Source organism: Umezawaea sp. (assembly GCF_057122925.1).
The window spans coordinates 79,432-101,462 of sequence record NZ_DBNGPQ010000128.1; the positions used below are offsets into that span (position 1 = coordinate 79,432).

General features: G+C 70.6%; 19 protein-coding genes and 1 tRNA gene. 10 read left to right on the plus strand and 10 right to left on the minus strand.

All coding sequences use genetic code 11. From position 1 onward, the window contains the following. Positions 1–6: 6 nt before the first annotated feature. From AC156L_RS29360 to AC156L_RS29385, 6 genes are all read right to left on the minus strand, one after another. Positions 7–2,277: a hypothetical protein gene (locus tag AC156L_RS29360; RefSeq protein ID WP_330877499.1), complete on the minus strand. Its 2,271-nt coding sequence runs from the start codon at positions 2,275–2,277 to the stop codon at positions 7–9. A gap of 327 nt (positions 2,278–2,604) precedes the next feature. Further along, positions 2,605–3,501 (minus strand): galactofuranosyltransferase GlfT1, encoded by an 897-nt coding sequence (glfT1, locus tag AC156L_RS29365; protein WP_330877575.1) that lies wholly within the window; start codon positions 3,499–3,501, stop codon positions 2,605–2,607. 6 nt (positions 3,502–3,507) lie between these two features. Then, positions 3,508–4,323 carry a galactan export ABC transporter ATP-binding subunit Wzt/RfbE gene (gene wzt / locus AC156L_RS29370; RefSeq protein ID WP_259627699.1) on the minus strand — a complete coding sequence of 272 codons (816 nt, stop codon included), beginning with the start codon at positions 4,321–4,323 and terminating at the stop codon, positions 3,508–3,510. 15 nt (positions 4,324–4,338) lie between these two features. Beyond that, positions 4,339–5,250 (minus strand): galactan export ABC transporter permease subunit Wzm/RfbD, encoded by a 912-nt coding sequence (wzm, locus tag AC156L_RS29375; RefSeq protein WP_414719954.1) that lies wholly within the window; start codon positions 5,248–5,250, stop codon positions 4,339–4,341. A gap of 59 nt (positions 5,251–5,309) precedes the next feature. Next, entirely contained in the window at positions 5,310–6,173 is an 864-nt protein-coding gene (locus AC156L_RS29380) for a class I SAM-dependent methyltransferase (RefSeq protein ID WP_330877501.1), read from the minus strand. Positions 6,174–6,270: 97 nt separating this feature from the next. Further along, positions 6,271–6,813 carry a bacterial proteasome activator family protein gene (locus AC156L_RS29385; protein WP_330877502.1) on the minus strand — a complete coding sequence of 181 codons (543 nt, stop codon included), beginning with the start codon at positions 6,811–6,813 and terminating at the stop codon, positions 6,271–6,273. 92 nt (positions 6,814–6,905) lie between these two features. Here AC156L_RS29385 and AC156L_RS29390 point away from each other — a divergent pair, with 92 nt between their 5' ends. Beyond that, positions 6,906–8,105: a cysteine desulfurase-like protein gene (locus AC156L_RS29390; RefSeq protein ID WP_330877503.1), complete on the plus strand. Its 1,200-nt coding sequence runs from the start codon at positions 6,906–6,908 to the stop codon at positions 8,103–8,105. A 19-nt stretch (positions 8,106–8,124) separates the two neighbouring features. Continuing rightward, positions 8,125–8,766, plus strand: coding sequence for a class I SAM-dependent methyltransferase (locus AC156L_RS29395; RefSeq protein ID WP_330877504.1), 642 nt, complete (start codon positions 8,125–8,127; stop codon positions 8,764–8,766). Positions 8,767–8,842: 76 nt separating this feature from the next. Here AC156L_RS29395 and AC156L_RS29400 read toward each other — a convergent pair whose 3' ends face one another. Beyond that, a complete protein-coding gene (locus AC156L_RS29400; RefSeq protein ID WP_330877505.1) occupies positions 8,843–9,814 on the minus strand; it encodes an NAD(P)H-quinone oxidoreductase in 972 nt (323 codons plus the stop codon). Between the two features lie 56 nt (positions 9,815–9,870). Between AC156L_RS29400 and AC156L_RS29405 the strand changes: the two genes are divergently transcribed. Both AC156L_RS29405 and AC156L_RS29410 read left to right on the plus strand, forming a co-directional pair. Beyond that, the gene (locus tag AC156L_RS29405) at positions 9,871–10,503 is read left to right on the plus strand and encodes a GNAT family N-acetyltransferase (protein ID WP_330877506.1); all 633 of its coding nucleotides are present in this window, start codon (positions 9,871–9,873) and stop codon (positions 10,501–10,503) included. A gap of 79 nt (positions 10,504–10,582) precedes the next feature. Beyond that, complete coding sequence (locus AC156L_RS29410) at positions 10,583–12,106, plus strand: M28 family metallopeptidase (protein WP_330877507.1); 1,524 nt, start codon at positions 10,583–10,585, stop codon at positions 12,104–12,106. 66 nt (positions 12,107–12,172) lie between these two features. Here AC156L_RS29410 and ypfJ read toward each other — a convergent pair whose 3' ends face one another. Further along, complete coding sequence (gene ypfJ, locus AC156L_RS29415; RefSeq protein WP_330877508.1) at positions 12,173–13,096, minus strand: KPN_02809 family neutral zinc metallopeptidase; 924 nt, start codon at positions 13,094–13,096, stop codon at positions 12,173–12,175. 630 nt (positions 13,097–13,726) lie between these two features. Next, positions 13,727–15,439: a bifunctional metallophosphatase/5'-nucleotidase gene (locus AC156L_RS29420; protein WP_330877509.1), complete on the minus strand. Its 1,713-nt coding sequence runs from the start codon at positions 15,437–15,439 to the stop codon at positions 13,727–13,729. 140 nt (positions 15,440–15,579) lie between these two features. Here AC156L_RS29420 and AC156L_RS29425 point away from each other — a divergent pair, with 140 nt between their 5' ends. The 5 genes from AC156L_RS29425 (at position 15,580) to AC156L_RS29445 (ending at position 20,096) form a co-directional block, all read left to right on the plus strand. Next, complete coding sequence (locus AC156L_RS29425; protein ID WP_330877510.1) at positions 15,580–16,056, plus strand: MarR family winged helix-turn-helix transcriptional regulator; 477 nt, start codon at positions 15,580–15,582, stop codon at positions 16,054–16,056. 14 nt (positions 16,057–16,070) lie between these two features. Beyond that, positions 16,071–16,155: transfer RNA gene (locus AC156L_RS29430), tRNA-Ser, on the plus strand. 466 nt (positions 16,156–16,621) lie between these two features. Beyond that, on the plus strand, positions 16,622–17,071 hold the full coding sequence (locus AC156L_RS29435; protein ID WP_330877511.1) for an NUDIX hydrolase: 450 nt from the start codon (positions 16,622–16,624) through the stop codon (positions 17,069–17,071). Between the two features lie 120 nt (positions 17,072–17,191). After that, complete coding sequence (locus AC156L_RS29440; RefSeq protein WP_330877512.1) at positions 17,192–19,108, plus strand: CARDB domain-containing protein; 1,917 nt, start codon at positions 17,192–17,194, stop codon at positions 19,106–19,108. A gap of 247 nt (positions 19,109–19,355) precedes the next feature. Further along, positions 19,356–20,096, plus strand: coding sequence for a sulfite exporter TauE/SafE family protein (locus AC156L_RS29445; RefSeq protein WP_414719959.1), 741 nt, complete (start codon positions 19,356–19,358; stop codon positions 20,094–20,096). Here AC156L_RS29445 and hisC read toward each other — a convergent pair. Further along, entirely contained in the window at positions 20,085–21,155 is a 1,071-nt protein-coding gene (gene hisC, locus AC156L_RS29450) for a histidinol-phosphate transaminase (RefSeq protein WP_330877513.1), read from the minus strand. The genes AC156L_RS29445 and hisC overlap by 12 nt on opposite strands. A 136-nt stretch (positions 21,156–21,291) precedes the next feature. Between hisC and AC156L_RS29455 the strand changes: the two genes are divergently transcribed. After that, positions 21,292–21,978 (plus strand): dienelactone hydrolase family protein, encoded by a 687-nt coding sequence (locus AC156L_RS29455; RefSeq protein ID WP_330877514.1) that lies wholly within the window; start codon positions 21,292–21,294, stop codon positions 21,976–21,978. Positions 21,979–22,031 lie beyond the last annotated feature (53 nt).

Here is a 22,031-nt window from a genome sequence, read left to right on the forward strand (position 1 = left end):
GGCCGGTCACTGCCGCTCTCCTGTTCCTGCGGTCACAAGCTTCTGGTCGTCGGACTCGGAGCCCACCGGCTCGTCGGGACCGCCGTCGAGGCGACGACGACGCTGCGACCGGTCGACGAAACCGAGCAGCACGGTGATGAGCAGGCCCGCCGCGCCGGTCGCGATGCCGATCCCGAGACCGGGCATCACCCAGGTGATCTCCAGGGTTCCGCTGGACACGTCCTTCGGGAGGTCGACGGTGGCCAGGCCTGCCGGGCCGAGTCGAACCGGGACGTCCTTGCCGTTGATCGTGGCTTCGTAGCCGGGCCAGGCCAGCCTGGCGAACACGACGGAGCCGCCGTCGGCGCCGCTGAACTTGACCTCTTCGCTGACGTCACCGGTCATGCGGTCCGAATCGACCCGCAGGCCGTCCGGCGTGGACGACACCCGGCCGTCGGGGTGCGGCAGCGGGTCGATCCGCTTCCACACCACGACGCGGTCGGTCGACTCGACCTGGCGCCAGCCTTCGGGAGCGGGCTCGCGGCGGGTGTCGATCAGGCTGTTCTGCACGACCACGGTCTGCGCGCGCAGGAGGTCGGCCAGCGGGCGGTCGGCGCCGGACGGCGGGGTCCAGAGCGACTTCCACGCCTCCGGGCACCAGGTGGACCCCTGGTAGAGGGTGCAGGTGGCGTTGTCCATCGCGTTGAAGCCGACGCCGCTGTAGGCGGTGAGGGTCTCCACGCCCGCCAGGCTGTAGTTGGTGCCGAAGGTCAGGTCCTGGTACGCGCCGTTCGGGTAGCGGTCGTTGCCCGCGACGTGGCCCAGGTCGGCGATCTGCACCGTCATGCCCTCGTACCGGTCGGAGAACCGCTCCTCCAGCAGCTTCTCGCTGGTGGGGAACTTGTAGTCGGTTACGCTCATGTTCGCGGGGAACCAGTAGAGCTGGCAGACGAGGAAGCCGATGGTGCCGACGGCGATGACCGCGAAGCCCTTCGCCCTCTCGACGCCGACCTTGACCAGCACGACGACCATGATCGCCAGCAGCACGTTGGTGAGCAGCTGCCTGCGGTCGGTGGAGGGCAGCGCCGCCCACCCCAGGTAGGCACCGAGCGCGACCATCGCCATGGACGCGGCCATCCTGGCCCGCGCGTTCGTCCGCTGGATGCCCTCGCTGGCCACGATGGCCCAGATGATGATCAGCGGCAGGAACAGGAACGGCACCAGCCGCATCGGCCAGCGGAAGACGCTGAGCTGCGACGGGCCGAGCACCAGCAGCACGTAGACGGCCGTGTAGAAGTACAGGCCCATCAGCTCGCGGCGGCGTTCCACCAGGACCCGCCAGCGCAGCCACGGGACCAGCGGGACGATGAACCAGGCCAGGTACAGCGCGGGGAACGTCGGGGTGTCGCCGCTCCAGATCTCCACGAACGGCTGCATGGCCGGGTTGCTCATGCCGAGGAAGTCCTGGAGCTGCGGGGCGAGGAACCCGTCGTTGAGCGTCTTGCTGTCCCGCCGGTAGCTGACCGAGGCGGTCAGCGCGAACGGCAGGTACACGATGACGTTCATCAGGACGACCGCCGCACCCGCGGCCATCAGGCTCCAGACGCGCCTGCGGTCGAACACCAGCCAGGCCTCCAGCATCACGGCGAGGATGCAGAGGCCGAAGCTGACCAGCTCGTACGGGTTGCCGGTGGTGCACGCCAGGTAACCGGTGACCACGACCCAGACCATCGACTTGCCGGACCGGGCGGCCCGCCGGGCGGTCCACCACACGTACGGCATGAAGCCGTAGGTCACGAGCGCGTTGATCCAGGACGTGCCGTCCATGAAGAGCACGTAGCCCGACAGCGGCAGCGCGGAGCCGATCGCGGCGGCGACCCACGGGCGCACGCCGTACTCGCGGGCGAGCAGGTAGGTGCCGACCGAGAACATGACCATGAAGGCGAGCTTCACGATCGTGATGGCCAGTGCGACGTTGTCGATCCACTGGGTGCCGACGGCCAGCGCGACCTCGACGGGGTTCCACATGCCGGTCGCGACCTCGGCCGCGAAGTTGCCCCCGCGCCACATGTCGAGTTCGAGCAGCGGGAAGCGGCCCTGGCTGATCGCCTCGCCGACCCGCTGCCACACCGGGACCGCCGCGGCCGCGGTGTCGTCCCAGTAGTAGAAGATGTGGTTGCGGTACAGGGGCATCACGGCGCCGAGGAGCACCAGGCCCACCATCACCAGCGGCGGGGTCAGACGCTCGCGCAGGGAGGGCTTCGCCTCCTGTGCCGCGTTCGCTTCGTCGGTGTCCACCGCGGGACTCACAGTCGCTGCACTCATCTCAGGCAATCGTCGAGGGGCTGTGGGATTCGTGCGCATCGAGGAGCGGTGTCGATGGCGTGACGAGTTCATCGCTGGTCGTTCCGGGGTTCGTCACGATCCGTGCAGGACCGAACACCGCTTCCGGCCGGTGCGGCCGCGCGCGGTGAGCAGTCGATCTACTGTGGATCATTCGGAGCGCCTGTCCAGGAAATGCCGCAGCAACCCGCCTGAAACAACTTGCCAGGTACTCTAGCCGGTCCGATGTGACGTGCTCGACCACACCCGGCCCCGGTCGATCCGGAGCCGGGCGGTCCTGTGCTACTTGCGGAAGAAGCGTTCCCTCTGGCCCAGCCGGACCAGTTTGATCCACTCCACGAACGCCTTCGGGTCCTTCCGGACCGCGATGAAGTACAGCCCGAACCGGAACACCTCCAGCGCCCCGAGCTTCCGCATGCCCGGCTGCGACAGCAGGTAGCCGCGGTTGCGGTAGGTGTAGTACCGCTTGATCGGGTTCTCCGGGTCCTGGGCGTGGAACCGACCGCCCAGCATCGGCTTGAACTCGTCCGAGCCGTCCGGGTGCAGGTAGGCGACCTTCAGCGACGTGCCGAAGCGCAGGCCGGTCCGCACCAGGCGCCGGTGGATCTCCACCTCGTCGCCGCGGAAGAACAGCCGGTAGTCCGGGACGCCGATGACGTCGACCGTGGACGCGCGGAACAGCGCCCCGTTGAACAGCGACGCGATCCCCGGCAGGAAGTCCGTGCCCAGGTCGCCGGTGTTCCGCTTCCACGTCAGGCCGCGGCGCAGCGGGAAGGCCAGCTTGTTCGGGGCGTCGATGTTCGACACCACCGGGGAGACGGCGGCGAGCTTGCGCTTGTCCGCCTCCTCCAGGAGCACGGCCAGGACGGTCTCGTCCGCCGGGCGGCCGTCGTCGTCGGCCAGCCACAGCCACTCCGCGCCGAGCGACAGCGCGTGCAGCATGCCGAGCGCGAAGCCGCCCGCGCCGCCGAGGTTGCGGTGGGACGCGAGGTAGGTCGACGGGATGGGGCACTGGTCGACCAGGTCCTCGACGGGCTGGTCCGGGCCGTTGTCCACGACCACGAGGTGGTCGGGGACCCTCGTCTGCGACGCCAGGACCTTCAGCGACTCCGAGAGGAGCTCGCGGCGGTGCCGGGTCACGACGACGGCGACCACGGAGCCCTTGGGCAGTGCCTCGATCACGGTCTACTCGCCACCATTCGTGCTGAGCACGGGCTCGCCGCTGATGCGGGCCAGGGTTTCCGGGCTGAGGTACTCGAACGGGTCGTGGCCCTTGTACGCGGTCAGGACCTCGCGGAGCGAGCCCTGCTGCTTCACCTGGCCCTCGTCCATCCAGATCGCCGAGTCGCAGAACTCGATCAGCGTCTCGTCGGAGTGGTTCGCGAAGACCAGCAGGCCGGAGCGCCGCACGAGGTCCCTGAGGCGGTCCCGCGCCTTCGCCATGAACGCCGCGTCGACCGCGCCGATGCCCTCGTCCAGCAGCAGGATCTCGGGGTCGATCGACGTCACGACGCCCAGCGCCAGGCGGACGCGCATACCCGTGGAGTAGGTGCGCAGCGGCATCGACAGGTAGTCGCCGAGCTCGGTGAACTCCGCGATGTCGTCGACCCGCTTCTCCATCTGCTTGCGGGTCATGCCCAGGAACAGGCCGCGGATCATGATGTTCTCGTAGCCCGAGATCTCCGGGTCCATGCCGACGCCGAGGTCGAACACGGGCGCGACCTTGCCGGTGATGCGCGAGCTGCCCCTGGTGGGCTCGTAGATGCCCGCCAGCAGCCGCAGCAGCGTCGACTTGCCCGCGCCGTTGTGGCCGACGAGGCCGACCCGGTCACCCTCCTTGATGGAGAGGGTGATGTCGTGCAGGGCCTCGATTATCGGGACCCGACCCTCGGAGCCGATCTTGCCGCCGACCTTGCCGAGGGCGAGCTTCTTCAACGACCTCGACTTGGCGTCGAAGATCGGGAAGTCGACGGAGGCGTTCCAGACTTCGATGCTGACCATGTTGTGCGGCCTCACTCAGACCCAGTAGGAGACGCGGGCACGGTAGTTGCGCAGCGCCACGAATGCCAATGCCCAGCCGCCGATGGTGAACGCACCGACCACCACCCAGTGGTGCCAGGACTGGACGTGCCCGATCAGCGGCGCCCGAACGAGCTCCACGAAGTGGTAGAGCGGGTTCAGCTCGGCGATCAGGATGCGCCAGTTGCCCTCGCCGTTGGTGACGGTGTTCAGCACACCCGTGTGCCACACGATAGGCGTCATGAAGAAGATCAGGTTGATGAAGCTGTTGATCACCGGGGGGATGTCCCGGAAGCGGGTGCTGATGATGCCGAACAGCAGCGCGACCCACACCGCGTTGACCACGAGCAGCGCCATCGCCGGGATCACGAGGAGGATGGTCCAGGTGATGCCGGGGTGCGTGAAGGTGTCGCCCTCCATGTGGTACGGCTTCGTCAGCGCCGGGAAGAAGACGATCAGCACGACCACGTAGACCGCCAGGTTGTGCACGAAGAACAGCAGCTGCCGCCACACCATCCGCAGCACGTGCACGGTCATCGGCGCAGGTAGGTGCTTGATCAGCCCCTCGTTGGCGATGAACACGTCCGTACCCTCGGTGATCACGCCGAGGATGAAGTTCCAGACGATGAAGCCGACCGTGACGTACGGCAGGAACGTCGCGAGGTCCTGCTTGAACAGCGTCGAGTACAGCAGGCCGAGGGCCAGCGCGGTCGAACCCATGGAGATGGTGATCCACAGTGGACCGATCACCGACCGGCGGTACCGCTGCTTGATGTCCTGCCAGCCGAGGTGGCCCCACAGCTCCCTGTGCTGCCACGCGTCGCGCACATCGGCGAACGCGCGCGCGAAGGTGCGCGAGTTGGACACGGGGGGTGCTTCAGCTCGGTCGGCCGTACTGGTGGGCTGCACGAGAGCTGAGACTACCGGCGGCAGGTGGGGGCACTTGCCGCCGGTCGGTCACGGTGCGGTCACCGGGCCTCGACGGCCGACAACACGCTGGTCACCTTGACGATCACCTGTTCGTGATCGTAGGTGTACCCCTCGTAGCTGAACTCGATGCCGGACTTCTCCACGTACTCCGACCAGGCCTTGTGCTCGTGCTGCTCCCAGCCGGGGAAGTTGAAGTACTCGTCGAACACCACGACGCTGCCGGGCACCAGCCGCGGGCCCACCAGGTCGAGCACGGTCTTCGTCGAGGAGTAGAGGTCGCAGTCGACGTGCAGGAACGTCACCGGCCCCTCGTGCTCGGCGAGGAAGCCGGGCAGGGTGTCGTCGAACCAGCCGACGACCAGCTCGGCGCCCGGCACGTCCGGCAGGCCCTCGACGTTGAACATCCCGGCGGGGAAGCCGTTGCGCCAGTCCTCGGGCAGGCCCTCGAACGAGTCGAAGCCGTAGACGTCCTCCTCGCCCCGCGAGGCGGCGATGATCTTCAGGGTGCTGCCGGTGTAGACGCCGAACTCCAGCGCCAGCCCGTCCTGCTCCACCAGGCCGAGCGCGTGCTCCAGCGTCTGGTGCGGGTGGCCGAACTGCGGCACCGTCGGCATGTGGTCGCGCACGAACTGCGCGCTCTGGAGGGCCGCTTCGCGCTCGCCCGCGAACACGAGGTCGCGGCGGGCCCGGATCTCGAACTGCTTGCTCGTCTCCACGATCCGGTCGGACTGGTGCCGCACGTCCTCGCGCAGGCCGTCCAGTTCGCGCTGGAGTGCGTCGATCCGCTCGGTCTGCGCCCGGTGGTACGGACCGACCACGTCGTCGATCGCACGGGTGACCTTGTCCCTCAGGGAACGGCGGATCTGCTCGGCTCGCAGGGTGCGGCGGACTCGGTCGAGCACGTCGGGTCTCCTCTCGGCGCACTGAGGTCGCCGCTTCGTCGATCGGTGGGGGTGTCCCCCGTCACCACCATTGGTGAGAGCGCAGTGTGCACCGAACTCAGAGGTACTGGCCAGACCCCGAGATGTGGGGGCCCTCCGGGGCCTCCAGGCCGCCGGTGCCCGCGGGCAGGGCGCGACCGCGCATCTGCTCCAGTTGCACCCGCGCCGCCATCTGCTGGGCGAACAGGGCCGTCTGGATGCCGTGGAACAGACCCTCCAGCCAGCCCACCAGCTGCGCCTGCGCGATCCGCAGTTCGGCGTCCGACGGCACGCCGTCCTCCGTGAACGGCAGCGACAGCCTCTCCAGCTCGTCGCGCAGCTCCGGCGCGAGGCCGTCCTCCAGCTCCTCGATGGAGCGCTTGTGGATCTCCTTGAGCCGGGCGCGGCTCGCCTCGTCGAGGGGAGCGGCCCGCACCTCCTCCAGGAGCTGCTTGATCATCGTGCCGATCCGCATGACCTTCGCCGGTTGCTCCACGAGTTCCGACACGTCCTGACCTCCACCGTTGGTCTCGGCATCGGCGGGGATGCGGGCCGTCCCCACGGGGGTTCCGTCCGGCCCGACCACCACGACCTGCCGCTCGTTCTCGCCTGCCTCGCTCATGCGTCCATCCTCGCCCGATCCGCCCTCCGCCCGCGAACCGGGTCCGTGCCCCTGCTGCGGGCTGACTCGTCCACCTCCGTACGGTGTGCGGCATGGCGTTCGACGTCGCTCGGGTCAGGGGTCTCTTCCCCGCTCTCGGCGACGGCTGGGTCCACCTGGACGCACCGGCGGGCATGCAGGTGCCGGAACAGGTTGCGACCGCCGTCTCCACCGCGCTCCGCGCCCCGGTGTCCGGTCCGGGTGGAATCTTCCCCGCTTCCCAGCGCGCCGAGGCCATCGTCGACGCCGCCCGCAGGTCCATCGCCGACCTCGTGGGCGTCGACCCGGCCGGGGTCGTGCTGGGCCCCAACTCGGCCGTGCTCCTCCAGAGGCTCGCCGACGCGCTGTCCGACGGCTGGTTCCTCGGCGACGAGGTCGTGGTGTCGCGGCTCGACCACCCGTCGAACATCGCGCCGTGGCAGCGGGCCGCGCAGCGCACCGGCAGCGTCGTCCGCTGGGCCGAGGTCGACATCGAGACCTGCGAGCTCCCCGCCTGGCAGTACGACGACCTCGTGACCGACCGCTGCAAGCTCGTCGCGGTGACCGCGGCCTCCGGGTCCGTCGGCACCCGCCCCGACCTCCGCAAGATCGCCGAGGCGGCCCGCGGGCGCGGCGCGCTGGTGGTCGTCGACGCCTCCTCCGCGGCGCCGTTCGTGCCGCTCGACATCACCTCGATGAACGCCGACGTGGTCGCCGTGTCCGCGAACACCTGGGGCGGCCCGCCCGTCGGCGCGCTGGTCTTCCGCGACGCCTCGGTGCTCGACCACCTGCCGTCGTGCTCCGTCGAGCCGGGCGCGCGGGGCCCCGAGCGGCTGGAGCTCGGCCCGCACGCCTACCCGCTGCTGGCCGGGCTCGTCGCGTCCGTCGACTACCTGGCGGGCCTGGACGACGCGGCGATCGGCCCGCGCCGCGAACGCGTGCTCACGTCGCTGGGTTCGGTGAAGGCCTACCAGGCCGGTCTGCTGGCTAACCTCATCAACGAACTGCGCTCGCTCCGCCACGTCATGGTGATCGGCGACGCCATGCGGCGGGTCCCCGCCCTGGCGTTCACGATCGCCGGGGTCAAGGCGGCGGAGGGCGTCGAACACCTGTCCGAACGCGGGGTCTGCGCCTTCGCCGACCCCGGCCAGCACGGCGTGTTCTCCGTGCTGGGCGTCGGCGAGGTGGGCGGCGCGATCCGGGTGGGCCTCGCCCACTACACGAACGCGGTAGAGGTGGATCAACTCGTGCGGGCGGTCGCCGAGCTGGGGTGACGAGGCGGGGAGGCCTGGGGTGGACGACTCGCTGGCACGGGAGATCGCCGACCTGGCGGCGTTGCAGCGGCTGGCGCCGATCATGACCGACTACCTGCCGAACACGGCGCAGGAGCTGCGCCCCGCGGCGCTCGCCGCCGTCGTGGACGAGGTCCTGCTCGGTTCCCGCACGGTCCTCGTGGAGTGCGGGTGCGGGTCCTCCTCGGTGGTGCTCGCCCGGTTCCTGGCCAAGCGCGGGTTCGGCCACCTGCTGTCCATCGAGCACGACGAGCGGACCGCCGCGTTCGTCGCGGGCCAGCTCCGCCGCGAGGGCCTCGGGCACGTCGCCAGGGTCGTCCACGCGCCGCTGGACGCCCACCCGGCCGCGCTGGGCACCTCCACCTGGTACTCGCCGCGCCTGGTGCACGACGAGGTGTCGGCGTTCGTGGACCGGTTCGGCCTGGTCGACCTGCTGCTCGTCGACGGGCCCTCGCTCGGCGACGCCCGGTACCCGGCGCTGCCCGTGCTGCGCGCCGTGCTCGCGCCGGGCGCCGCCGTGCTGGTGGACGACGCCGACCGGCCGGGGGAGCAGGCCGTCCTGGTGCGCTGGGCCGAGGAGTTCTCGCTGCGCTTCCGGACCACGCCGCGCACGTCGCTGGCCACCGCCCTGGCGCTCGGCTGAGCACCCGCTCCGCGTCCGCGCCGGCAGGGGTGCTCACGCGCGGGGCCGACGACCCGCCGGCCCCGCTTCCCCGTTCCTAGGGCGTGAGCAGCAGCTTGCCGAACACGTCGCCGCCGCTCTCCAGCGCGCGGTGCGCCGCGCCCGCGTCCCGCATCGGCACGACGTCGTGGACGATCGGCTTCACCTTCCCGGCGGCGATCAGCGGCCACAGGCCCTCGCGCACGGCCGCCACGATCTCGCCCTTGCTGCCCGGCCCGTCGACGGGCCTGCTGCGCAGCCGGGTACCGGAGACGGTGCCGAGCTTCGCCATCAGCTTGCCGAGGTTCAGCTCGCCCGAGACCCCGCCCTGGAGGCCGATGACGACGAGCCTGCCGCCGAGGTTGAGCACGTCGACGTTGCGGTCCAGGTACTTGGCGCCCATGTTGTCCAGCACGACGTCGGCCGCCCCCACCTCGGCCACGAAGTCCTGCTCGCGGTAGTTGACGGTGATGTCCGCGCCGAGTTCGGCGCACCGCGCGAGCCGCTCGGCCGACCCGGCCGTCACGGCCACCCGCGCGCCGAGCGCCTTGCCGACCTGGACGGCGTGCGTGCCGATGCCGCCCGCGCCGCCGTGCACCAGCAGCAGTTCGCCCTCGCGCAGCCCGGCGTGCAGGACGACGTTCGACCACACCGTGCACGCCACCTCGGGCAGCGCGGCGGCGGTCACCAGGTCGACGCCGTCGGGCAGCGGCAGGAGCTGCGGGGCGGGCACCGCGACCTTCTCGGCGTAGCCGCCACCCGCCAGCAGCGCGCACACCTCGTCGCCGACCCGCCAGCCCGTGACGCCCTCGCCGAGCGCGGAGACCGTGCCCGAGCACTCCATGCCGAGGATCTCCGACGCGCCCGGCGGTGGCGGGTAGAAACCTTGCCGCTGCAACAGGTCGGCTCGGTTCAGCGCGCTCGCCGCCACGTCCAGCAGCACCTCGCCGGGGCCGGGGACGGGATCCGGGACCTCGGTCCACTCCAGCACGTCCGGGCCACCTGGTTCACGAATCGTGATCGCGTACATGGCTTCGACGGTAATCCGCTCGCGCACCGGCCGCCTCGCCCGGCAGCATCGGCGGCATGGACCCGTGGCCCCTGCGACACCTGGTGCTGAGCACCCCCCGTCTGGAACTGCGCCCGGACGACGACGAGGGCCTCCTCGAACTCGCCGAGCAGGCCCGCCTCGGCGTGCACCCGCCCGACGAGATGCCGTTCGCCGTCGAGTGGACCGACACCGCGCCCGAGGACCTCGGGCGCGGCGTGTTCCAGCACCACTGGAGGGCCCGCGCCGACATCAGGCCCGCCGACTGGTCGGTCCACTTCCTCGTCCGCTCCGAAGGCCGCGTCATCGGCACGCAGGGGCTCAGCGCGAAGGACTTCGCGATCAGCGGCGAGGTCAGCACCGGCTCGTGGATCGGGTTGCGACACCAGGGCAGGGGCATCGGCACCGAGATGCGCGCCGCGGTGCTGCTGTTCGCGTTCGACCACCTCGGAGCTGTCAGGGCCAGGTCGTCGGCGTGGAGCGGGAACCCGAAGTCGAACGGCGTCAGCCGCAAGCTCGGTTACGTGCGGGACGGCACCCGGACGGTGGTCCGGAGGGGCGAGGCGACCGAGGACGTGCGCTTCCTGGTCACACCCGACCGGTTCGTCAGACCAGACTGGGAGCTGGGCGTGACCGGGCTCACAGCGTGTCTTGACCTGCTCACCGGCTGACAACCCTCCGAGTGACGGATTGATTTCGGACAGTCGATCTATGCATGGTTCTGCATCCGAACGATTGGGGAGCTCGATCATGTCCGGAAGAACACGACGCGCTGGCTGCAGCGCGATCGCGGCCGCCGCCGCACTGGCGCTCTTCGCCGCGCCAACCGCATCCGCGGGTCCGACCGCGGAGCCCGAGGGCCCCGCACTGGCGAAGAAGCTCGTGAAGGCCGTGTCGGCCGACAGCGTCAACCGCCACCTCATCGCGTTCCAGCGGCTGTCCGACCGCAACGGGGGGACGCGCGCGGTCGGCACGCCCGGCTACGAGGCGAGCGTGGAGTACGTCGCGGGCAAGCTGCGCGGCGCCGGGTTCGACGTCACGACGCCGGAGTTCACCTACCCGGTCCAGGTGACCGACGCCGCCAGCGCCAAGGTCGGCACGTCCACCTACGAGGCCATCCCGATGGAGTTCTCGCCGCAGACGCCGGTCGGTGGCATCACCGGCCCGCTGCGCGCGGTCCCCGAGGACGCGACGCCGGGCTGTGAGGCGACCGACTTCGCGGGCCAGGACTTCACCGGCTCGATCGCACTCGTCCGCCGCGGCGCGTGCACGTTCGACATCAAGCACCGCAACGCGGCCGCCGCGGGCGCCATCGGCGTCATCGTCGCCAACAACACCGCGGGCCCGCTGTCCGGCGTCACCCTCGGCACCCCCGGCGTCGTGCCCACGGGCGGCGTCACCCAGGCCGACGGCACGACGCTGTTCGGCCGCGCGGGCGAGTCCGTCACGCTGGACATGCGGTACCACGAGGACCTGAAGGTGGCGCGCAACGTCATCGCGCAGACCAAGACTGGCCGCAAGGACAACGTCGTGATGGCCGGGTCGCACCTCGACAGCGTCGAGACCGGCGCGGGCATCAACGACAACGGCTCGGGTTCCGCCGCGCTGCTGGAGACCGCCATCCAGCTCGGCGCGAAGCCGAAGGTCTCCAACGCGGTCCGCTTCGCGTGGTGGGGCGCCGAGGAGCTGGGGCTCATCGGCTCCACGGAGTACGTGCGGGCGCTGACGTTCGAGCAGCAGCTCGACATCGCGCTGTACCTGAACTTCGACATGGTCGCCTCGCCGAACGCGGGGTACTTCGTCTACGACGGCGACGACTCCGACGCGGTCGGCGCGGGCGCGGGCCCCTACGGTTCCGCCCAGATCGAGAAGGCGTTCGTCGACTACCTCAAGGTCGGCAAGGGCGTCGAGACCGAGGGGACCGACTTCTCCGGTCGTTCGGACTACGGCGAGTTCATCGCCGTCGGCATCCCCGCTGGTGGCCTGTTCACCGGCGCCGAGGGCGTCAAGACGGCCTCCCAGGCCGCCAAGTGGGGCGGCACGGCGGGCGTGGCCTACGACAAGTGCTACCACCAGGCCTGCGACAACCTGGGCAACCTCGACCGCGTGGCGCTCGACCGCAACGCGGACGCCATCGCCTGGGTGGCGGCGTCCTACGGCGTCAGCACCGAGGACGTGAACGGCGTTCCGCCGCGTCCGAAGCGCGCCGAGGCCCGCGCGGCGACGGCTCGCACCGCCGCCGCCGAGCACCACTCGCACGCGGCCGCTTCGTAGGGCCACCGACGACGAGGGGCGCCCCCGGAGGAGTTCTCCGGGGGCGCCCCTTCGCGTCGAGCGGGCTCAGCCCAGGTTGTTCGTGCCGAACGTGTCGCAGCGGGCCGGGTCGCCGCTGTCGTACCCGGCGCGGTACCACTTCTGCCGCTGCGCCGAGGAGCCGTGGCTGAACTGGGTCGTGTCGACCTTGCCGCCGCCCAGCTCCTTCTGGATGTAGTCGTCGCCGATGCGGCCCGCGGCGTCCAGCGCCGCGTTGATGTCCTCGTCGGTCACGCCGGTGATGAGGGGCTTGCCGGAGGCCGTGGGGACGGTCGTGGCGTGGTTCGCCCACGCGCCCGCGTAGCAGTCGGCCTGGAGTTCGAGGCGGACCGAGTCCGACTGGGGGCCGGTGCCCTGCTTGACCCGGTCCGACGTGCCCAGCAGGTTCTGGATGTGGTGGCCGTACTCGTGGGCCAGCACGTAGGCCTCGACGAACGGGCCGCCGGTGGCGCCGAACGTGGTCTTCAGCTCCTGGAAGAACGCCAGGTCGATGTAGACCTCGGCGTCGGCCGGGCAGTAGAACGGGCCCGCCGCGGAGGTCGCGCTGCCGCAGCCGCCCGTGTTCACGCCGCCCTGGAAGAAGTTCGTCTGCGCGGGCTTGTAGGTGTTGCCCGAGCGGGCGTACTGGTCCGCCCAGTACGCCTGGATGGAGTTGATGAACGCGACGGCGCGGCAGTCGTCCTCGCGGTTCGCGTCCGCCCCGGTCTTGCACTTCTCGCGGATCGCGGCCGAGTCGACCTGCTGGTTCTGGCCCACGTCGCCGAAGCCCGAGCCGGACGGCAGTTGGAAGCCGCTGCCGCCCGCGAACTGCGACAGCAGGAAGTAGATGACCAGGCCGACGATGCCCAGGCCGCCACCGCCGAGGGCGACCCGCCCGCCGACGCCTCCGCCACCACCCCGCTGGTCGTCGATCTGGGACGTGTCGAGTTCGGCATCTTCGTTGAACTGCACCGCGTGTCCTCCCGCCAAGACCCCTAGTCGGGACACGATAGCCCCGGACGCGCCTGGGTGCGGTGCCCGACAGGGCCCCGCACCCAGGCGTTACTTGGTGGGAAATGACGATCGCCGTCATCGCGAGGTTGGCGTGGAATTCGGCCAGTTCCGCTCCTGAGAGGGAACCGATGCCGAACTCAACAGCGTCGACGTGCGCGGATGACACCGGTGGCGCCTGCGCACCCGATACCTGGCTTTCACTGCTCACATTCGCGACCGGATCGTGAAATCAGGTCCGATCGTGGGGATGCAGCGGACGACGAGCATCACTGCGAAGAGTTACCTGCATGGCACCACCTGACCCCTTCCGGGAGTGCCACCGTAAATAACTTTCCGGTTTCTTCGGTGGTCTGTCCCTTTCACGACTATGCGCTTGATCAGCTAAAACCGCAACAGGTGGTGGCGTCCTGAAACTGGTGAAGATTTCCTCACCACACGGGTGAGCGGAGAGCGAACAATGGTCGCGCAGAGCGATCGGCGAGTTCGGAGATCATATCGGCGAATAGCCGGACGATCTTTTCCCGTTCTTCCGCTCGTGGGCGGCCCGGCGGGGGAGAACCCCACCGGACCGCCCACGGGGAAACCTGACTACGGGGTGGTGGTGATGCGGCCCAGCGCCGGGGGCGCCTGGTTCGGCTGCGCGGTCAGGTACGCCGCGAAGGCGTCCAGGTCGATGCCGCCGCCCGTGATGGCCGTGCCCTCGGTGAAGCCGGGGAAGCCGTCACCGCCGCCCTGGAGGAAGCTGTTGATCGTCACGCGGTAGCTCGCCGCCGGGTCGACCGGCGTACCGCTGATCGCCAGGTTGGAGATCTTCGAGCCGATGGGCGCGGACGTCGACCACGAGTAGCTCAGGTTCGCCGACGGCTGGAGCACGATCTGCCGCGTCGCCGACCACTGCTGCTCCAGGACGGTCTTGAGCTGCGCGCCGGTCAGCGTGACCGTCTGGAGGATGTTGCCGAACGGCTGGACGGTGAACGCCTCGCCGTAGGTGACCACGCCGTTGCCCTCACCCGCGGGCGAGCTGGGGAACGCGAGGTCGGCGCGCACGCCGCCGGGGTTCATCAGCGCGATGACCGCGCCGTTGCCGGTGGTGGCGGCGAGCTGCGAGTCCGCGATCAGGTTGCCCAGCGGCGACTCGCCGGTCGGGGCCTGCGCGCGCGGGATGTCGGCGCTGATCGTGCCGATCTGCCGGTTGGCGATCGGGCCCGACTTCGTCTTCGCCTTGTCGATGACGGCCTGCACGGCCGGGTCCGGCGCGACGTCCTGGGTGACGATCTTGTTCTCGGCCCTGGTCTCCGAGCGGACGACGTCGCGGGTCTTGCGGTCGATCTTCAGGTCGACGACGGACAGCTCACGGCCGAACGCGAGGCCCTCGATGAACGGACGGGGGTTGCCCGCCGGGTCCTTCACCGTGCAGTTGTAGTGCTGGTGGCTGTGGCCGCTGAACACGGCGTCGATCTTCGGGCTGACCTTCTCCGCGATGAGCTGGCCGGGGCCGGGCGTGTTCGTGCAGCCGTTCGGGCCGCCGTTCGCCGCCACCTGGTCGCCCTGGTGCACCAGCAGCACGATCGACTTGATGCCGATCAGGTTCAGCAGGTCCGCGTACCTGTTCGCCGCCTTGACCTCGTCGCCGAACTGGAGCTCCTTGACGCCGTTCGGGTCGACCAGGATCGGCACGTCCTTCAGCGGCATGCCGATGAAGCCGATCGGCACGCCGTCGCGGACCTCCACCCAGAACGGCGGCAGCGCGGGCAGACCGCTGTTCACCTTGGTCACGTTCGCGCCCAGGATCGGGAACTTCGCGCCGGTGTACCGGTCGTTGAACTGGCAGCCGTCCACCGGGTGGCAGCCGCCGTGCTGGATGCGCAGCAGTTCCCGGTAGCCCTCGTCGAACTCGTGGTTGCCCGCCGCGGTCGTGTTCATCCCGACCTTGTTCAGGATGTCGATCGTCGGCTCGTCGTGGAACAGCGCGGACACGATCGGCGACGCGCCGATCAGGTCGCCCTGGCCCACGATCACCGAGTTCTTGACCTGCGCCTGGAGGTTCCTGATGTGGGTCGCGTTGTACGCGGCGCCACCGGCGTTCACCGTGGTGCCGTCGGCCAGCGTCACGCGGCCGGACGAGCCGGTCGGCGGCTCGATGTTGCCGTGCAGGTCGTTGATGCCGATCAGGCGGACGTCCACCGTGCGCTGCGCGCGTTGGGCGTCGACATCAGCCTGAGCCGGGCTGCCGGCGAACGTGATCGCCAGTCCAACCCCGGCGGTCGCCACGAGCGCGGCGGTCCGTCTGAACGAACTCATGTTTCCTCCTGCTTGGCGCCTGAGTAGGCAGGCGCGCTACGGCGGTGGAGTTTGCCTCGCCGCGCGGCCGGAAACCAGTCATCCAGGTGGATCGTCGATGAATGGAGATGTCACGTCCTCGCGGGATTAACCTGGTCGGCGTGACGGATGCCGGGCAGGAGCCGCGTTGGCTCGATCAGGACGAGATGCGCGCGTGGCGCAACTACGTGACCGCGGCGGCGATGCTGGAGGACCGCCTGCACCGCGAGTTGCAGACCGGCCACGGACTGTCGCTGGCCGACTACGAGCTGATGGTTCGGCTCTCCGAACAGCCGGGCGGCTCGATGCGCATGTCCCAGCTCGCCGAGGACGTGGCCTCCTCGAAGAGCCGCGTCTCCCACCAGGTCGCCCGCATGGAGCGCGAAGGCCTCCTGCAACGCCGCGAGTGCGACCAGGACGGCAGGGGCGTGCTGGCCGAACTCACCGACCGCGGCCTGCGCGCCCTCCAGACCGCCGCACCGACCCACGTCAGCGGCGTGCGCGACCACATGATCGACCTGCTGACGTCCGAGGAGCAGGAGGTGTTGGCCAAGGTGTTCGACCGGGTCAAGGCGCACCTGCGGTCGCTCGACGGGTAACCTGGCTCGCGCAGGGAAGCGTGGCAGAGCGGCCGAATGCATCCGCCTTGAAAGCGGAAGATGGGAAACCATCCGGGGGTTCAAATCCCTCCGCTTCCGCAAGTCCGACCAGCACGGACAGGGGCGGCTCACCGCGTGGTGAGCCGCCCCTCGTGCGTCGTCGTCCCATTCGTCGTCCCAATTCGCTTCCCGTTGTGGACCACGGGAAGCCGTTCAGGCGAGCCGCCGACGCGGGAACGTCCGCATGACTCCCGTTCTGGACAGCGAAGGGCTGGCCGAGGCGGTTCTTCGTGATCGTGAACCGACAACCTGGTTGGCCGTGGCGCGTGCCGCTGACGAACGGGTGATCTTCTCACCTCCGACCCCGACGACATGGCCGTGCTCTGCGGTCACCGGCGACGGTCGTGAAGGTGTGACGGCGTCCCAGGACGTGGGACCCGGTCCTCCGCGCTTCGCCCGAATGCACGAGCGCGCCTCCCGTGAGTTGGTGAACGCGATCGCGGCAGGCGTCGTGCGGAACGGGCTCGTGGTCACGTTCACCGTGGGTTTCGGGGACACTGCGGCGATGTCCGACAGGGTTGCCGTGATCGACGTCCACCTGCTCCTCGTCCGCGGTGACGAGGTGCTGCTGTCCAAGCGGCGCGGCAGCTACGGGGACGGGATGTGGCACCTGCCCGCCGGGAAGTTGGAGGCGGGGGAGTCGGTGGCGGCGGCCGCCGTGCGGGAGGCGGGCGAGGAGGTCGGGGTGCGGATCGCGGAGGCCGACCTGCGGCTCGCGCACGTGGTGCACGCGCGGGGTGAAGGGGTGGAGCCGCGCCTCGGTCTGTTCTTCGAGGTGCGGCGGTGGGGTGGTGAGCCGGCCAACCGCGAACCGGACAAGTGCTACGAGGTGGCGTGGTTCCGGCGGGACCGGTTGCCGGACACCGTGATCCCGTACGCGCTCGCGGGCGTTCGGGGGTACCTGGACGGGGTGCCGTTCGGGGTGTTCGGGTGGCAGGTGGAAATCCCGTCGTGAGCGGTGCCACGGGCCGGTCGAGCCGCTAACGTGATCGGCGTTCGCCGACGTCGGACCACGTCCGGGGTCGACTGGTCCGAACGCACCAGCACTCGTCGGTTCCCGTGGGGGGAAGCAATCGTGTCCGTCAGATCGATGGTGTCGGCAGCCCTGGTGCTGCTGCTGGCCGGTACGTCCGCGGGCGTCGCGTCCGCCGAGCCCGCCGAGGGGCGGGCCGACCTCAGGGTGACGATCGCCTACGGCCAGGCCGAGTACCCGCCCGGCGCCGACCTCGCCGCGACGGTGACGGTCGAGAACACCGGCACCGCCACCGCGGAGGGCCTCACGTTCGAGTTCAAGGCGAACTACGAGGTGCCGCCCGAGGAGTACGCGAAGGTCCGGGACCTCAAGCGGCTCGAACCCGGTGGGAAGCACTCCGCCGTCGTGGTCGGCAGGCAGCGCAACACCAACGAGGTCACGGGCACCCTCTTCGCCAGGGTGGACGTCGAGGGCGTCGTCGACCCGACCCCCGCCGACAACGAGTTCACCGCGAAGACCGGCATCGGCCTGGCGCGGGGCGCGGTCAACGGGACCGTCTACGTCGACGCCAACCGCAACGGGAAGGCCGACGAGGGCGAGGGCAGGGCGGGCGTCGAGTTCCACAGCACCGGCGGTTCGCCCGCCGTGTCGCTGGACGCCGTGACCGACGCGCGGGGCCGGTTCTCCTTCCGCAACGTGCCGACCGGCACCCACCGGCTGCGCTTCGGCGGCGCCGACGGGTTCGTGGTGAAGCCGGGCAGCAGCGTGTTCACCGTCGAGTCGGGCGAGGAGACGCTGCTCGAACTGGGCGCCGTCCGCCCGGTGTCCGAGGCGCTGACCGCGAAGCTCGACTTCGACCGGGCCGGCTACGGCAGGTCCGACCGGGTCGGTGTCGACGTCACGCTCACCAACAGGGGCGCGGAGGCGTTGACCGGTGTCGTCGCCGTCTGCCGGTCCGACGAGGACCACCTGCTCCCCGGCACCGGCCCCGGTTGGGCCCCGCTCGCGCCCGGTGGCGGGGGCGTCCGGGTCGGCGCGGGTGAGACCGAGGTCGTCCGGGTCACCGACGTCGTGCCGGACGGCGCGTTCACCGGCGGCGAGGTCGCCGTCCGGTGCGCGTTCGGCGACAACGGCGAGTTCACCGACGGCTACGCCGAAGCGTCCGACCGGGCCGACGTCGTCGGTGCGGTCGGCGACGTCGGGGGCGAGGTCCGGCACGGCGACCAGCCGCTGGCGGGCGTCGCGCTCGTCGTGCTGCGGCCGGGGACGCGGGAACTGCTCGGCCGCGCCACCACGGGCGCCGACGGCCGGTGGGCCGTCGAGGACCTGCCGGTGGGCGAGGTGACCGTGGTCGTCATCGGCCCCTGGAAGGACGCCGTGACGGGCGGCATCGACCACCTCGTCCGGATCAGGGGCGACCGGGAGGCCGTCGTCGACATCTCCGTCGTCCCCGGTCCCCTCGTCGCGGACCCGGACGCCGACCCCGAACTGGCCGCGACCGTCGAGTTCACCGCGGACACCTTCGCGCCGGACGCCGACGCCACGCTCAAGATCACCCTGGTCAACACCTCCGACGCCCCGATGACCGTCGTCGCCCGGTGCGTCGACGGCGGCGACCTGCGCAACGACACCGACGCGTGGGGCGCGCTCGAACTCGACGGCCCCGGCCTCGACCTGGCGCCGGACGAGACGAGGACCGTCGACGTCACCACCCCCGTCCCGCAGGCCGCGCGCGACCGCGGCGAGGTGGTGGTCCGGTGCGCCTTCGGGCCGCGGGTGGGCACGGCGTTCGTCACCGCCGAGGACAGGGCCGCGGTCTCCGGCGTGGTCACCACCTCGCCGACGACCACGACCCCGCCGACGACCACCACGTCCGCCGAGAGCGGCGGTGGGACGCCGGACGAGAACCTCGCCCGCACGGGCGCAGGCGTCATCGGCACCACGCTGCTCGGCGGCCTCGTGCTGGTGCTCGGTCTCGGAGCGGTGCTCCTCGGCCGCCGCAGGGGGAAGGCCGACTGACGGGTGGGGTGGTGTCGCGCGGCGGCGCCACCCCTGCCATGTTTGCGGTGTGCCCGCTCGCGCCACGGACCCCGCCCCGACGCGGCCGACCGCCACCCGGTCCCGGACCGGTGGTGCGCCGCACCGGTCGGAGTGGTGGACTGTCGCCCGTGCCACACATAGGACGTCTCGAAGACCCGGCGGTGCATAGTGCTGGTTTGACCGGACGACCTGGGGAGACGGCGTGACGTCGCTGGAGCCGCTCGAAATGCTCGCCGTGGTGATCGCGGGGGTGTTCGCGGGCGGGATCAACACCGTGGTCGGCTCGGGCACCCTCATCACGTTCCCGGTGCTGCTCGCGGTCGGCTACCCGCCGGTGGTCGCGAACGTCTCGAACAGCCTCGGCCTGGTGCCGGGGTCGCTGAGCGGCGCGTTCGGCTACCGCGAGGAGCTCAAGGGCCAGGCCGCGCGGGTCAAGCGCCTGCTGCCCGCGTCGATCCTGGGCGGGATCGTCGGCGCGATCCTGCTCGTGACGCTGCCGGAGAAGGCGTTCTCGGCGATCGTGCCCGTGCTGATCGTCATCGCGCTGGTGCTCGTCGTCGCGCAGCCGTGGCTGAACCGCAAGCTGGCCGAACGGACGGCGCAACGGCCCGCGGACGGCGGGCTGCTGCTGTGGTTCGGGGTGTTCGCCGGTGGCATCTACGGCGGCTACTTCGGTGCGGCGCAAGGGGTTCTGGTGATGGGCATGATGGGTGTGCTGATCACCGAGCACCTCCAGCGGCTCAACGCGCTGAAGAACGTGCTGACCGCGTTCGTGAACCTGGTCGCGGGCGTGCTGTTCATCTTCATCGCCGACATCGCGTGGACGGCCGTGCTGCTGCTCGCGCTCGGCTCGGTCGTCGGCGGCCAGATCGGCGCGAAGGTCGGCCGCAAGCTGCCGCCGACCGCCCTCCGCGCCGTCATCGTCGTCGTGGGACTCGTCGCGATCGCGAAACTGCTACTGGGCTGACCAGGCCTTCGCGGCGGCCAGGAACGCGTCGTTCTCGTCCGGCTCGCCGATCGTGACCCGCGCGCCGTCACCGGCGAACGCGCGCACGACGACCTTGTGCGCCAGGCAGTGGTCGTTGAACTCCAGCGTCCGCTCGCCCAGCGGCAGCCACACGAAGTTCGCCTGCGTCTCCGGCACCTCGAACCCGGCGTCGAGCAGCGCGCCCCGCACCCGGCCCCGTTCGGCGACGATCGCGCGGCACCGCTCCATCAGCTCGGCCTCGGCGTCGAGCGACGCGATGGCGGCGACCTGCGCGAGCGCGTTCACGGCGAACGGCACGTACACCTTGCGCAGCGCCTCCACGACCGGCTCGGACGCCACGGCGTAGCCGATCCGCAGCCCGGCGAGGCCGTAGGCCTTGGAGAACGTGCGCAGCACGGCCACGTTCGCCCGCCCCCGAGACCACTGCGCCTTGGCGAACTCGACGCCGTCCGGCACGTGCGGGTCGTCGACGAACTCCTTGTAGGCCTCGTCGAGCACGACCAGCACGTCGGCGGGGACCTCCTCGACGAAGGCCTCGAGCTGCTCGGCGCGCACGGCGGTGCCGGTCGGGTTGTTCGGGTTGCACACGAACACCAGACGGGTCCTCGGAGTGATCGCCGCGGCCATCGCGTCCAGGTCCAGCTCGTGCCCACCGGTCAGCGGCACGCGCACCTGCGCGGCGCCCACGACGTGCGTGAGCAGCGGGTAGGCCTCGAACGAGCGCCACGGGAACAGCACCTCGTCGCCGTCGGCGCAGGTGGCCTGGATGAGCTGCTGGCACAGGGTCACGGAACCGCTGCCGGTCGTGACCTGGCCCGCGGGCACGCCGAGCTTGTCGGCGAGCCGTTCGACGAGGTCGGTGCACCCGGTGTCCGGGTAGCGGTTCATCGCGGTCGCCGCCTCGGCGACCGCGCGCACGACGCTGGGCAGCGGACCGGCCGACACCTCGTTGCTGGCGAGCTTGATCGCACCCGGCACGGTCTTGCCGGGGACGTAGGACGGCAGCGCGTCCAGATCGGCGCGGGTTCGCACGGTCATCGGGAAGAACTCCTTCCGGCCAGCACCGGTGCGGGCCTGAGCTGGACGTTATCCCCTCGAACGCGGGGCGGGGGACACTGGTCCGTCTGGTTGGTCACGTTGACGCCCGTTCACCTCAGCGTGGAAGGGTAGGTCCATGACTCAGACCCGGACCGAGACGATCCCGCTCACCGACGGCCGTGACCTGAGGCTGACCGTCGCCGAGCCGGAGAACGCCGTTCGCGGCGGCTTGGTCGTCCTGCACGAGGCCCGCGGCGTGACGGACACCGTGCGCGGCCTCGTCGGCACCCTCGCCGACGAGGGCTGGCTCGTGGTCGCCCCCCACCTCTACCACGACGCGGACGAGGTGGCCGACGGCGACGTGTCGGACCAGGTCAGCAAGCTGTCCGGGGAAGCGGTGCTCGCGGACACCGACGTCGCCTTCGTGTGGCTCGGCGAGCAGGGCGTCCCGGCCGACCGGATGGGCGTGCTGGGCTTCGACCTCGGCGGCGCGGTCGCGATGGTCGTGGCGGGAAGCCGAACCATCGGCGCGGCCGTGACGATCGGCGGCGGCGGCATCCTCACCCCGCTGTCGGACGGCCTCCCGTCGCTGGTGGAGGTGGCCGAGGAGCTGACGTGCCCGTGGCTCGGCCTCTACGGCGACGAGGACGGCGAGATCGCGCTCGCCGACGTGGAGAAGCTGCGCGACGCGGCGGCCTCCGCCGAGGTCGCGACGGACGTCGTGCGGTTCGCGGACTCCAGCCACCGCTTCGACACCTCGCCCGCCGCCAGCGCGGAGGCGTGGCACCGCGCGCTGAACTGGTTCGACTCGCACCTGCGGTAAACCTCTTTCCGGCGGATTGGAACCGGAGGGCGGCACGGGTACATCTAAGGGAG